Below are 12,731 nucleotides of genomic sequence, written 5' to 3' on the forward strand. Positions count from 1 at the left end.
TCGTTTATCCCGCCTCCCGAGCTTTCGCGGGTGCGACGACGGGGAATGCAAGAGGCGGGGCGTTGTGGGCAAGCAGCCAGGTCCTCGCTTGTGCCTCGTCGAAGAAGAATTGCGCCCCGCGCCCGTGCGCGGCGAGCTGCGCCTGCATGCTCGCAAGGTTCGTCACGATCAGGAAGGCGAGGCGCAGGGCGCGCGGTTCCTGCCGCAACAGCAGCTGGCTGAAGGCGGCGAACCCGCTCAATCCCTGGGGCGTCATCTTCCTGATGTCGGCAAGAGCGACGTGTCGGTTCTGTGCCGAGGTCAGGGAGCCGAAAGCGCGGTCGCGTTCTGCAATCAGGCGTTCAACGTCTTCGGCCGCGAAGGTGCCAGCAAGTCGGAAGCAGGCGAGATGGACATCGGGTTCGACGTCGACCGTGAACCAGCAGCTCGACACATCTCCCATCCCATGTCGTCGGCGTTCGGCTGATGGTCGATCACACCACGCCCGAACTCAAGGGAGAATGGGGCTGACGTGCGACGTTCAACCCGTCAGGTCGTCATCATGGCGCATCGATTCGTGCTTTTGGGTACGAATTGGCGATTAGCCCGCGTTGAACGGTGGTCATCGGGTTGCTTCAACCACCCGACGGCTCCGGTTATGGTCACGCACTATGACCAAGCTCCGTCACGATCGCCCAGCCTTACGTTAGTCCGACAATGTTCGTCGGGAGCTGCAACGATCGTCGCTTCCTGGGGCCGCAGCTCCGGTGGCCGTGACGGAAGCCACTCCTCGACGTCTTCTACGTCCTCGCGATGACAGAGCCTATGATAGGCACTTGGCTGCATTCGATCAGCTTCCCGAGGGAGCACGGGCAACTCTCGACCAGCTTTTCGCGCGAGCAGGGCAGATGATGGAGTCGCGTTTAGCCTATGTGGGGAGCATAGGCACTCGAAAGCGCCATGGTGAACGGTCAAGCGCCTATGAGGCTGACAAGCAGGCGCTTTACGCCGCATGTTGCATCTACAATGCTTATTGTAGAGATGAGGTTCAGGACGGTCGGTCCGTGACGCGCGAATGGTTCACTAGATTGCGCGTAATAATGGGTGCCGATTGGGATCATTTCAGCGAGCTTGACGAGCTCCTTGCGGAGACGCGAAACGGCTGACCCCATCAGGCTTCAGCTGTTCCAACTGATGCTCAGCACCTTTTCGAGAACTTAAGATCGGGATGGAACGGCGGAAGGTCGACAAGCTGCAGGAAGCGCGACTTCATCGACGCCATGTTAGGTCAACGCCGGAAGCGGACGCGAAGCCGCCGTGCTCGTTCGCGGAAGGCGTGCTCGCCGCCTTCCAAGATCTCGCAGACGCGTTCTCGAATGGCCGCGTCCTCCAAGCCGCCCGCCATGTAGCTGATCTCCGGCAGGCCGCCCGCCTCACGTGGCCCGGCTTCCGCAATGATGATCTGATCTGCGTCCGTGTTGACGACGAGGTTGGCATTGTGCGTGACCATGATCACCTGGCGCTTGGCCTTGGCAGCAATGAACAGCCCGACGAGCTCGTCAAAGATGGACTTGGGATCAAGGTTCTCTTCGGGTTGGTCGATGATCAGCGGGCGATCGTCTTCCGTGTCGAGCGCGAGATAGAGCAGGAGCAGCACGATCCCGCGCGTGCCGGGGGACAGGCTCCGGATGTCGGTGCCGTCATAATCGACACTGTAGCGAACCTGGATGTGATCGGTGCTATAGAGCCACTGCGCGAACCGCTTGAGCCACGCCCGGTAGTCGACGGGGTTGCCCTTCGGCACACGCGCAGCCTCCAGCAGCTCGTCCTGGTTGTCGTCACGGAACGAGGCCATGGCCGCTGTCACCGCTGCCGCGTTGCCGGTGCGCCACGCCGACTCCAAGCCACGCTCGGCTCGCTCCGCCACGGAGCCGCGGCCCTGAAACTTCCCGGTATGGCGAAGGTCGAGCAGCTTCTCCCCAGCCGTGGCCCAGCGTTCCACATCGACCGACCGGCGCACGCTAAATGACAGTTTGCCGAGTGTGCCTTTCTCGGCCTCCAGCCTCTGCCGGATTGGTGCATATAGATCCCGCAGGACTTGCTCTTCGGCGAGGATGAAGTCGAAGACCCGCGCATAGCCGCTTTCCCGGTCTTGCAGCAGCGGTGGGATACGATCCTTGGCGGCCTGATAGTCCGCCAGGCGATCAGACAGCATGCCGAGCTCGATGTTCTCGGCCGCGATCTTCTGTGTCAGGGCGGTGAAGCGCTTTTGGGTGTCGGTGTCGAGCGCCACCAGCTTTGTGAGCCGTGCGACTTCGGCGTCGAGCAAGGCTTGCGTCTGCTTCGACAGGTCGGCGTCGGCGGCGATTAACGGGACGGTCATGTCCGCGGGTACGGCCACCGGCTTTCCACGCCAGCCCGCGGCGCCGGAACGGGCGCTCGCCACCTCGGCCGTGATGAGAGCATCGACGTCGCCTTCATAGTCCAGCAGGAATGGTGCCCAATCCGGCTCCTTGATCCGACTGGCCTTATGACGCTCCTTCGTGGCGCGCAGCGTGGCCGGTGCGCGGTTGGTCCGCAGGTCGGCCACTTCGTCGCGCAGGACGAGCAGCGCCGCCTCGCGGTTGGTGAACCATCGCACATTGCCTGCCGCCTTCTCCGCAGCCGTTGCGACTTCCGCCAGACGCTCGGCTCTTTCTTCCGTCCCCTTCGACACGAGCCGCGCACGATCGGCGGTGTACCGGGCGACCGTCTGGCGTTTGTCCTCGACCTGCTTGGCCAAGGCAGCCACGCCTTTGGTCTTCTCGATCTCGCTGCCGATGCGGTCGGACAGCGAGATCAGCGCCTCTTCCTCACGTTCTCGTGCGAGACGGTGGCGGCTGACCCGGGCTTCCAGGAGATCCTGGAAATCTACTGCGCCATCACGGCTGGTCGCGTCGTGGGCATCGAACACGACACGCTCGACCTCGGCGAGCAAAGCGTCGGTCATGCCGTCGGCCGAGCACAGGCCGTCGACAAATTGCTGAGACAGGTAACGGGCTTTCGGATAATCCGAGGCGTCGGGATCATAGCTGCCGTCGAGTGGCCGCGTGTCGGTCGTGCCGTCACCCCAGGTCAGGCGGACGCTGTTGCCGGCGAGCAGCTCGGAAGCGCGCGCCAGGAACGATATGGCATTGGGTGGATCCTCGGTTGCGTCGCACCCGTGCGCGATCGCGTCGGCGAGTGCGGTCTTTCCGGAGCCACGCGCACCGATGATGGCGACAAGTCCGGGGTTTAGCGGGATTCGGGGCGTCACCGCCCATGGCGCATCGACCAGATCGACGGTCGACAATACTTGAGAAAAGCTTGCGATCGCAGGCGGTGCGTCCCCGATCCACGCCCGGCCGGCTGGCTCGATCTGCGCCTGGCGCAAGGCGTCGAAGTGTGGTGCTCCCTTTATCCACGAGTAGCGGTTGAGGTCGGGAGCCGCCACCTTCTCCAGGCTGTGCGCGTCGCTGCCGTGGAGGCAGGGCTTCAGCGCGCCGTAGCGGCCGATAATGTCCGCGGTCGACGACTTGTAACCCAGCCAATAGTCCCGCTGCGACGGTGTGCTTGCGAAGATGATGTGCGCAAACGCCTCGATCTCCTGGCGAAGCGTCCGATCGGCTGCGTCGCGCACGCCCGAAGCGCCATCGGTGCTGCCGCCGGCGACCGCGATCAGCACGTTCTCCTGCGCCCAGTCGCTGTTCGCATAGGCGTCGCGCAGCTGGTCGAGCGAGACCTTGAATTGCCGTGACCCTTCCGAGAGCGCCGTTACCGTGTCCCGGATCTCGGGGTCGCTGCGGCGTCCCAGCGCCGCCAGCTCCTCAGGCGTGCAGGCGAACGTCTCGCCATGGGCACGGAAGGTCAGGCGGGTGAGCAGGCGTTTGATCTGGCTGACATGATCGTAGGTTTCAGGGCTGACCAGAAGATGCACATTGACGAAGGCGTTCCGGACCGTGCCGATCCCAAGGCGCATCTCGATGTTCGGAAACAGCAGGGCGCAGTCAGGAAGCCGCCCGGCGCTCTTATCCGCGCGGAGGCGTTCATAGCAGTCCAGGCTGTAATAGTCGGTCACGCCGATCGCGCGCAGCGTTGGCTGCGCCTGCTCGAGTCGACCGAGATAGTCGTCCCATGAGGTGGCGCCGCCGAACTGGTCGTTCAGCTTGGTGCCGGGCGCGTGAACGTGCGGGTCCCAGCGATGCCATTGCGCGCCGATCGTCAATGACGCGCCTGCGTTGGGATCAGGCATCACCGGATCGCCACGACCTTGACGCCGGCAGCGTCGGCGACCTTCTTCCAGTCGAGATCGCTGGTCCAGGCGGGCAGACCGTCGCGCTGCGCCAACGCGAGACAGACCCGGTCGCCCAGGCTCAGCCCCGCTTCGGCTGTGACGGCACGAAGCCGGCCGGCAAGCTGAGCGAGACTCTTATCGACCGGCACCACACTCATCGGCAACGGATCGAGCATTGCGTCGACCTCGCGGGCAGGCATGCCGGCATGGATAAAGTGGCTGACAACCTCGGCATAGTTCACGCTGCTCACCCGCGCGTCGGCGATGGCACCGGCCACCTTCGCCGCGCCGCGCTCGCCTTTGAGCATGGCGATGAGGGCAGACGCATCGAAGACGACGCTCATTCGCCGCTTTCGTCGCGTCGGCGGGCAAGGAAGGCGTCGACCGACGCCTCGGGGTTGCCGCCGGTGAATTGTTTGGCGAGCGCCTGAGCGCGCGCCACGGCCTGTGCTGCAGTGCGGAGCACAATCCCGTCGTCCGTCTCGTCGACATATACCGCGCCGCCTTGAGCAAGCCCTAAGCGTTTTCGGATGTCAGCCGGAAGGCTCATACGACCACTGGCCGTCACTGTGACCTGTAATGTCATCGCAAACCCTCTTTGCCTTGTTGTGGCGGACGGGTTCTAGTGTGGCGTGTTCTGCCCGATGAGGCAAGAGCCCCGCCTTAAGCCAAGACGGCCTTTGTCCGATAAACTGCCTTATCGGACACTGGACAGCAGACCGAGGAGGAGGCAGTTTCGCGGAAAGAAGTTTCCGAAAACCGGCAACTCGTTTCCGAACTGGCCCGCCTCGTGCAAGACTCGACCGACTCCGAACCGTTGCCAACCTCGCGCGCGCTCGTCGTCGTCGAGCCGGCCGAGCTGGTGCCGGTCGCGACCAACCTCGTGCTGCGACTAACGCCGACGCTTCCCGGGATCGTCGACCTCGAGACCGAGCGCGCCGACGCCTATGCGCGCGCCGCCCGCGCCGCCAACACGCACCGAGCTTACGCTGCTGTCAGTTGTCCTGAAACGATGGACGCACATCACGACCGTCGCCTGGCACCCGTCGGCTCCTGAAATGGTGGACATTCTCCTCAAAAGAGCGGACGCTCGCCAAGCTGGATCAGCCGAGGCGTCGTGCCATGCGAACCGCGGACCTGAAGACGGCGAGCGACGCTGATTGGGCAGAAGCGCACCGCCGCGAGAAGATCATCCGCCCACTTGCTGCGCTGGCTCGCATTCCGGGCAGCGCAGCCGCCGAGGCGCTGGGTCAGCTTGGGCTGGGTCGCGCCCGTTTTCACGAGCTTCTCCAGCTTTATCGGGCGTCGCCCGTCGCCGCCTCGCTGTTGCCGCGCCCGCGAGGGCGGGAGAGGGGAGAGCAGCGGCTCTCATCTGCGGCCGAGCAGCTGATCGCCCGAGGCATCGCGGAGTGTTACCTCACCCTCGAGAAACCAAGTGTGCAGGCGCTCCGCCGCTGGCTCCGACATGAGGGGCAGAAGATCGGGCTGAGGGTGCCCAGCACCAAAGCAATCCAAGCGCGATTGGACAGACTGCCTCCCCAGACCGTCACGGCGCGCAGGCAAGGCGCCAAGGCCGCTGCTGACAAATGGGAGCCGACACGCGGTGTATTGGAGGCCAGCTATGCGCTGGAGCTCGTTCAATCGGACCACACGCTGGTCGATGTGATCGTCGTCGACGATCTGTATCGCAAGCCCATCGGTCGGCCGTGGCTCACGCTGATGGTCGATATCGCGAGCCGCACGATACCGGGGTTCCACCTCGACATGCTCGCACCCTCGGCCGTGTCGGTTGGAATGTGCATGCGTCAAGCCGCTCTCCCCAAGGCCGACTGGTTGGCCGAGCGCGGCATGGAGGCACCTTGGGACAATCAGGGTCTCATGGATCGGCTACACCTCGACAATGCGCGCGAGCACCGCTCCGATGCTCTGAAACGGGGCTGCCGTGCCCACTCGATCTCGCTGGAGTATCGTCCGGTTCGGCGTCCGCACTTCGGGGGCCATATCGAGCGGCTGATCGGGACGGTGATGGGCGCCGTCCATCTTCTGCCCGGCACGACGTTCTCCAACGTGGCGGAGCGTGGCGACTATGACTCCGAAGCCGAGGGGTGCATGACGCTGGGCGAGCTGGAAGTCTGGCTCGCCGCGCAGATTATTGGGCCGTATCATGCAGAGCGGCACCGTGGCATTGGTGTTCCGCCCGCACTCGCCTGGGCCGAAGCCATGGGTCGGCGGCCGGAGCTGATGCGGCTGCCGGTTGATCGCGCCAGCTTTCTCTTCGACTTCCTGCCTTGCGAACTACGCGCGGTGACCCCGCACGGCATCGAGCTCTTCCATACGCATTATTGGGATGACGCGCTGTCCTGCTGGTACACACGACCCGGGCAGACGATGCCGATCCGATGGGATCCGCGTGACGTTTCTCGCATCTGGCTTGAGCTCCCGCATGGCGAGCACCTCGAGGTGCCCTATCGTGACCTCCGGCGGCCGGCGATCACCCGCTGGGAACAGAAGGAGGCAGTTCGCACCCTGCGCGAGCGCGGTCAGCAAGCGGTCGACGAGACGCTGATCTTTCAGGCGGTGGAGACGCAGCGGCTGATCGTGGCGGAAGCCGCTCACAAGACGAAGGCAGCACGTCTCGCGCTCCAGAAGACCAGGGCGGCCCTGGCCGATGCACGGCGCGCCAGAAGCAGGGGCAAGCCCACCATTCAGGAGGACAGACTCACAGCTCTGCCGGCCTCGAGAAAGCGTAAGAGCGGTGATCGGCAGGCGCTACCGTACCTCGTCGAGGAGATGCCCAGATGAGCGATCTTTCGCACCTTGCCGAGGACTACCGCGAGCGCGCGATGTGGGCCGACAACGAGCGGATCGCCTGGATCCGCATGGATCGATGGCTCGGCTTCCCGAAGGCGGAGAACGTGCGCACGACCCTGGATACGATGCTACGCTATCCGCCGCGTACGCGCATGCCGTGCCTCCTGATCTACGGCCAGACAGGGATGGGGAAGTCCCGCATTGTCGAGCGTTTCGAGGCAGGAAACCCGCGAGGGTTCAACGACACAACGGAAACGGCGACGATCCCGGTCGTGGCCGTTCAGCTGCCGCCACAGCCGACCGATGGCGAGTTCTACGGGGAGGTTCTCGAGAAGCTCGGCGCCGGCTTTGCGGGGCGCGGCGACGTCCAGCGAGCTCGGCAGCTCACCCGCCGGATCATGGGGCAGGTGGGGGCTCGGATGCTCATCCTGGATGAGATCAACCATATGCTGGCCTGCACGCCACGGCAGCAGCGCGTCTTCCTTAACACCCTTCGCTATCTGGCCAACGACCTACAGATCCCCATCGTCTGCACCGGCAACCATGAGGCGCGCGCGGCGCTGCTCACGGATGCTGCGCTCGCCGAGCGGTTCGACGCCGTCGAGCTCGTCCGGTGGCAGAACGATGAGCCATTTCGGCTGCTGATGGTCACGTTTGCCGCGATCCTGCCCTTGCGTAAGCGATCTCAGTTGGAGGAGGAGCGGTGCCGCACCGCCATCCTCGACCTTAGCGATGGGAACACCGGCCGCATCTTCCGGCTCGTCGAAACGCTGGCGGTGCGGGCAATCGAGAACGGCGCCGAGCGGATCGAGACAGGAGATCTCGACGCGGACGACCTCGTACTCCCTTCCGTCAGCATGAAGGCACTGGCCCAGCGCCGTGGCCGCGGGCGAGAGAAGGCAGCTGCTTGAGCCATGACTGCGGTGGCGCTGCCGATCGCGCCCCGTCCTCGTCCCTACGAGCTGTTATCGTCCTGGCTTGCGCGAACGGCCGCCTGCTACGACGTGACAGCCAGCGAACTACGGCAAATTCTGTGCCCGGGCATTCGGCAAACTGGCGCGCGGCCGGACGTACGATGGAACCGCGCCGAGGCAAGTGCCGCGGCCAGCCGCCTCCGGATCGACACCGACGTGATCATGAGCCTTGGTCTCAAGCGTCGCTGGCCCAAGCTGGCCCAGAACTGGCTGCCGAGCACCGACGGAACGGGACGGGCTCGGGGCGATATCGATCTCGCCTGGTGTCACCTGTGCCTCGCGGAGGGACATGCGGATGGCCAAGCCTATCTGGACGCGGAGACGGCGCTGCCGCTCATCTTTTGTCATCGGCATCGTAGCTGGCGACAGGATTTCTGCCGCCACTGCCGACCCTATCACGCGCCTCGCTTTGCCTGGCTCGGCCGGATTGAGCTTGTCTGCTCCGACTGTGGTGTCCCGCTCAGGGCGAACATCTGGAACGGGCCGAGGCCGGCCACCGACAGCCCGCCGGAGCAGACATCCGAGGCGATGGATCACCTGATCGCGTTCGACGGCGAGTTCCGCCGAGCGCTACTTGGCCGCCCGGCATGCCTGCCCGGCGTGGGACGGGTAGCTGCGCGTCAGTTCCTCACCGTGCTGCGCGACCTCTCACAGGCGCTGCTGGCACCCGACATGTTCCGAAGCAGCCGGACGAACTTCTTCAACAGCCCGCTGGTCCCGAACATGCCTGACCACGAGCCCAGGACATGGGAGGAGCGGCCATTCCAAGAGCTTCACCCGCTTCAGCGCGCCCATGTGGCGTGTGCCGTCATCGCGTTGCTCTCCAACGAGCAGATTAGCCGCCTTATGTCGGGTTCGCGACCAGTTCATGACTGGCTATCGCTGGAATGGCTGCTGAACAGCACGCCTAAATGGGTGCAGGCCACGCTGATCCGCAACAGCATCGACTGGCCGATGCCGCTGCGCGTCCGCGTGGAGGCGCATCACTCGCGGACCGGCATGGACGCCGAAGACATTCTGTCTCAGTTTCGTGCTTGGCGGGCAGAGCTTGATCACCGAGAAAGCGAACGTGTATCGTTGATCGGCTAAACGCCGGGAGGACCGACAACGCCTTCAGACTAAACAAAAATCTCTGTTGCCGCTAGTTAGAAAAGGCACATCCTGCGCCAGATAGAAATGACACCCCTTGGTAGCAGCGGGGGCAGCGTGGAGCCATCCAAACAGCGCAGCGCTGCCCCCGCTGATGCGATCACCTCTCGGCTCCTGACCCCGGACCCGCTGCGCCAGCAGCGGGCTCGGTCACGCCAGTTTTCGAGCGCTCGAGCTTTCCCGAAACTCCGTCTCCGATGCCGCATTTCGGGAAAAGGCAATCGGGAGCATATTTCGGGAAAATCAGCCCCCGATCCGCGAGGCGTAGCCGGTTTGCGGCCCAGGATCTCGATTGACCTTCCCAATCGGGAAGGCTGATAACCGGCTCACCCATGGAATAAACCCGGACGAGCGTCGTCTATGCTTTCAGGACTGATGCGCCGGAGGCTTATGCGTAGACGATATTGGATGCTCGGTCTGACTGCTTCGGCCCTGCTCACAGGCGCAGTCGCGGCCGCCCCTGCCGGTGGTTACGCCAGCATGGTGGCTGCCGCGATGGACCGGATGATGGCGGGCATGATGGTCAAGCCGTCCGGCGACGTCGACCGCGACTTCGTCACGATGATGCTTCCGCATCATCAGGGTGCCATCGATATGGCGGTGGCGGAGCTTCGCTACGGCCACAACGAGCAGCTCAAGCGCATCGCGCAGGAGATCATCATTGATCAGCAGCAGGAGATCGCCGCCATGAAGCTGGCGATCGGTCAGCCGCTACCCCCTTCGACGCCAGCCCCGACGCAGGGCGGCGACCACCACAGCCATATGGAGCACTGACATGATCCGGACCATCCTGCGCTCGGCCGCCTTGCTGATGAGCGCCGCACCGGGGATCGCCATGGCCCAGCAGGCGCCATGGAACGCCAGGGACGTACCCGTCAGCCACCGCGACCGCGTCTATGCGTCCGAACAATTCTCCAACACGGTGTCGGTGACGGACCCGGCCGACAACCGGCTGCTCGGCGTCATCAAGCTGGGCGATCCCCAGCCGATGAACTTTTCGCCGCTCTACAAGGGACAGGTGCTGGTCCACGGCCTCGGCTTCTCGCCGGACGGGAAGACCTTGGCAGTCGTGTCGATCGGATCGAACGCCGTGTCGTGGATCGACACCGCCACCAACACCGTCAAGCACACGACCTATGTCGGGCGCAGTCCGCACGAGGCGTTCTTCACGCCAAACGGCAAGGAGGTGTGGGTTACGGTACGCGGCGAGGACTATATCGCCGTGCTCGACCCTACGACGTACAAGGAGACGGGGCGCATCAAGACGCCCGGTGGTCCGGGCATGACGATCTTCTCTCCCGATGGCCGGTACGGCTATGTCTGTTCGTCGTTCAATCCGGTGCTGGCCGTGTTCGATGTCGCGACCCACGCGCAGGTCGGACAGGTGGCACAGCCAAGCCCGTTCTGTCCCAATATTGCCGCGACGCCGGACGGCAAGCAGGTGTGGTTCACGCTGAAGGACATCGGCAAGACGGTCGCATTCGATGCGAGACCACCCTTCGCGATCCTGAAGGTGCTGGATACCGGGCCGATCACCAACCATGTCAACTTCGCCCGCACGGCCAAGGGGCAGTTCGCCTATGTGACGGTCGGCGGAGAGAATGCGGTGAAGGTGTTCCGCACATCCGACTTCGCGCCCGTCGCCACCATCCCGGTCGGCAAGATGCCGCACGGTGTCTGGCCATCGGGCGACGGCCGGCGCATCTACGTCGGGCTGGAGAATGCCGATGAGCTCGCCGCGATCGACACCGCTGGCAACACGGTCGTTGCCACCGTGCCGGTCGGACAGGCACCGCAGGCGATCGCCTATGTGTCGAACGCAGTTCCGACAGGCCCCGGCACCGACAATCTCCAGCCGCTCGGCACGGCCGGCAAGGCGTTGCATCTGACCATGGGGCCGATCGGCGGCAAAGGTACAGCAAGCAGCATCACCCTCTTCGACCAGGGCATCATTCAGGTCGTGCAAAGTGCCGTTACCGGTTTGCAGCCCAAAAAGCCTTACATGCTCGTGCTGACCGCCAATGCGGACGGCAGTGGTGCGGTAGAGCCGCTTGCGAACTTCATGAGCAACCCGGCAGGTGCGGCGATCGTCAACGCATCGGGTCCGATCCGGCAGATCGTTCAGGGCAGCACCGCGACGCCCCGCCGCTTTCTGGCGGTGGCGGAGGTGGTGAACGGCGCGCCTGGACGCATCGTGCAGGTGCAGCGCGACTGAAATGGACCCTCTTGCCGCCGCGATCGAACCCCTGATCCCCGGCCTGCGCCGCTATGCCCGGTCGTGGCTGCGCGATCGGGCGATGGCGGACGACGTGGTGCAGGATTGCCTCGAGCGCGCGGTCGGGCGATGGCGACAGCGGCGCGGGGTGGAGGTTCGCCCATGGGTCTACGCGATCCTGCACAATCTGTTGGTCGACCATCAGCGGCAGCGTAGCCGGCGAGGCACGGCGGTTCCGCTCCACCTCGTGGATGACGCCGCGCTCGGCCGTCCGGCCGATCAGGACACAGGCCTGCACCACCGCGACCTGCTGCGCGCGCTTGATGCGTTGCCTGAAGAGCAGCGAACGGTGCTGCTCCTCGTATCGGTCGAGGGTCTGCCCTATGCGGAGGTCGCTGCCGTCGTCGGCGTGCCGCTGGGCACGGTGATGTCGCGCATATCGCGGGGGCGCGACCGTCTGGCGACACTCCTCCGGGAGGGTGAACGGCCGCGATTGAGGAGCGTGCAATGACCAGCCCGATCGGCGAGGACGATCTGGCCGCATGGATCGATGGCAGGTTGTCGCCCGAGCGGCAGCGCCTGGTTGACGCCTACCTTAAAGGCCAGCCGGATCTGCATGCCCGTTTGCGGGAGCAGGCGGAGCAGGCGCGAGCCCTTGCATCCCTGTTCACCACGATCGCGGACGAACCCATTCCGGCGACGATGCGCGTGGCAGCGATCAGGGGACGGCAAAGGCAACCGCGTTGGCAACTCGCCATTGCCGCGTCACTTCTGCTGGCGTTGGGGTTTGGCGGGGGCTGGTCGAGCGCGCGGTGGAGCGGTGAACCCCGCGCGGGCATCGCGGCGCTGGCCAACGAGGCGAGTGACAATTTCCGTGTCTATGCCGCCGACCGGATACGACCGGCGGAAATCGGCCCCGACCAGCGCGCCATGCTGATCCGGTGGACCTCCGCCCGACTGGGTGAGCGCGTCACCATCCCGGACCTCAGCACAGCCGGCTATCGCTATGGCGGGGGGCGATTGGTCGCGACGCCTCACGGCCCTGCGGCACTGCTCCTCTACGACGGACCGCAAGCGTCGAAACTCGCGGTGCTGACGAGGCCTATGCAGATCGACAAGACCGCGAGCATGACCAGCACGTCCAGCGGGACCATGGGCCGGGTCACATGGGCGGTTGATGGGATCGGCTATAGTGTGGTGGGCGAGCGACCCGCGGCCGAGTTGCATCCGATCGCCGACGAGGTCCGGCGCCAGGCCGATGCGGCGCTGGTGTCCTGATTGCACCTTGCCG

12 protein-coding genes are annotated in these 12,731 nt (G+C 64.8%); 9 read left to right on the forward strand and 3 right to left on the reverse strand.

Features of this window, described 5'->3' with window-relative positions; translation table 11 throughout:
• The first annotated feature begins 88 nt into the window (after positions 1–88).
• Entirely contained in the window at positions 89–466 is a 378-nt protein-coding gene (locus AC1GI4_RS18470; RefSeq protein ID WP_170172101.1) for a hypothetical protein, read from the forward strand.
• A gap of 801 nt (positions 467–1,267) precedes the next feature.
• On the opposite strand, the gene AC1GI4_RS18475 is transcribed toward AC1GI4_RS18470, so the two are convergent.
• Genes AC1GI4_RS18475 through AC1GI4_RS18485 form a run of 3 tightly spaced genes read right to left on the reverse strand, consistent with a single transcriptional unit; the run spans position 1,268 to position 4,877 of the window.
• Positions 1,268–4,249, reverse strand: coding sequence for a TrlF family AAA-like ATPase (locus AC1GI4_RS18475; protein WP_170172100.1), 2,982 nt, complete (start codon positions 4,247–4,249; stop codon positions 1,268–1,270).
• Entirely contained in the window at positions 4,249–4,635 is a 387-nt protein-coding gene (locus tag AC1GI4_RS18480; protein WP_064311444.1) for a type II toxin-antitoxin system VapC family toxin, read from the reverse strand. Before AC1GI4_RS18480 ends, AC1GI4_RS18475 begins: the two co-directional genes overlap by 1 nt.
• A complete protein-coding gene (locus AC1GI4_RS18485) occupies positions 4,632–4,877 on the reverse strand; it encodes an AbrB/MazE/SpoVT family DNA-binding domain-containing protein (protein WP_115381690.1) in 246 nt (81 codons plus the stop codon). The genes AC1GI4_RS18480 and AC1GI4_RS18485 overlap by 4 nt, the downstream gene beginning before the upstream one ends.
• Before the next feature lie 231 nt (positions 4,878–5,108).
• On the opposite strand from AC1GI4_RS18485, the gene AC1GI4_RS18490 reads away from it, so the two are divergent.
• The 8 genes from AC1GI4_RS18490 (at position 5,109) to AC1GI4_RS18525 (ending at position 12,718) form a co-directional block, all read left to right on the forward strand.
• Positions 5,109–5,348, forward strand: a complete 240-nt coding sequence (locus AC1GI4_RS18490; protein ID WP_454277724.1) for a hypothetical protein — start codon at positions 5,109–5,111, stop codon at positions 5,346–5,348.
• Between the two features lie 65 nt (positions 5,349–5,413).
• Positions 5,414–7,093, forward strand: a complete 1,680-nt coding sequence (locus AC1GI4_RS18495) for a Mu transposase C-terminal domain-containing protein (protein WP_170172098.1) — start codon at positions 5,414–5,416, stop codon at positions 7,091–7,093.
• On the forward strand, positions 7,090–8,013 hold the full coding sequence (locus AC1GI4_RS18500; RefSeq protein ID WP_170172097.1) for a TniB family NTP-binding protein: 924 nt from the start codon (positions 7,090–7,092) through the stop codon (positions 8,011–8,013). The genes AC1GI4_RS18495 and AC1GI4_RS18500 overlap by 4 nt, the downstream gene beginning before the upstream one ends.
• A 12-nt stretch (positions 8,014–8,025) precedes the next feature.
• The gene (locus AC1GI4_RS18505; RefSeq protein WP_479630535.1) at positions 8,026–9,165 is read left to right on the forward strand and encodes a TniQ family protein; all 1,140 of its coding nucleotides are present in this window, start codon (positions 8,026–8,028) and stop codon (positions 9,163–9,165) included.
• 468 nt (positions 9,166–9,633) lie between these two features.
• Entirely contained in the window at positions 9,634–9,999 is a 366-nt protein-coding gene (locus AC1GI4_RS18510) for a DUF305 domain-containing protein (RefSeq protein WP_206379054.1), read from the forward strand.
• A 1-nt stretch (position 10,000) separates the two neighbouring features.
• Complete coding sequence (locus tag AC1GI4_RS18515) at positions 10,001–11,440, forward strand: YncE family protein (protein ID WP_088368484.1); 1,440 nt, start codon at positions 10,001–10,003, stop codon at positions 11,438–11,440.
• A 1-nt stretch (position 11,441) separates the two neighbouring features.
• Positions 11,442–11,951 (forward strand): RNA polymerase sigma factor, encoded by a 510-nt coding sequence (locus AC1GI4_RS18520; RefSeq protein ID WP_088368483.1) that lies wholly within the window; start codon positions 11,442–11,444, stop codon positions 11,949–11,951.
• A complete protein-coding gene (locus tag AC1GI4_RS18525) occupies positions 11,948–12,718 on the forward strand; it encodes an anti-sigma factor family protein (protein ID WP_058733713.1) in 771 nt (256 codons plus the stop codon). Before AC1GI4_RS18520 ends, AC1GI4_RS18525 begins: the two co-directional genes overlap by 4 nt.
• Positions 12,719–12,731 lie beyond the last annotated feature (13 nt).

The sequence above is a fragment of the Sphingomonas sp. 77B genome (assembly GCF_056497825.1).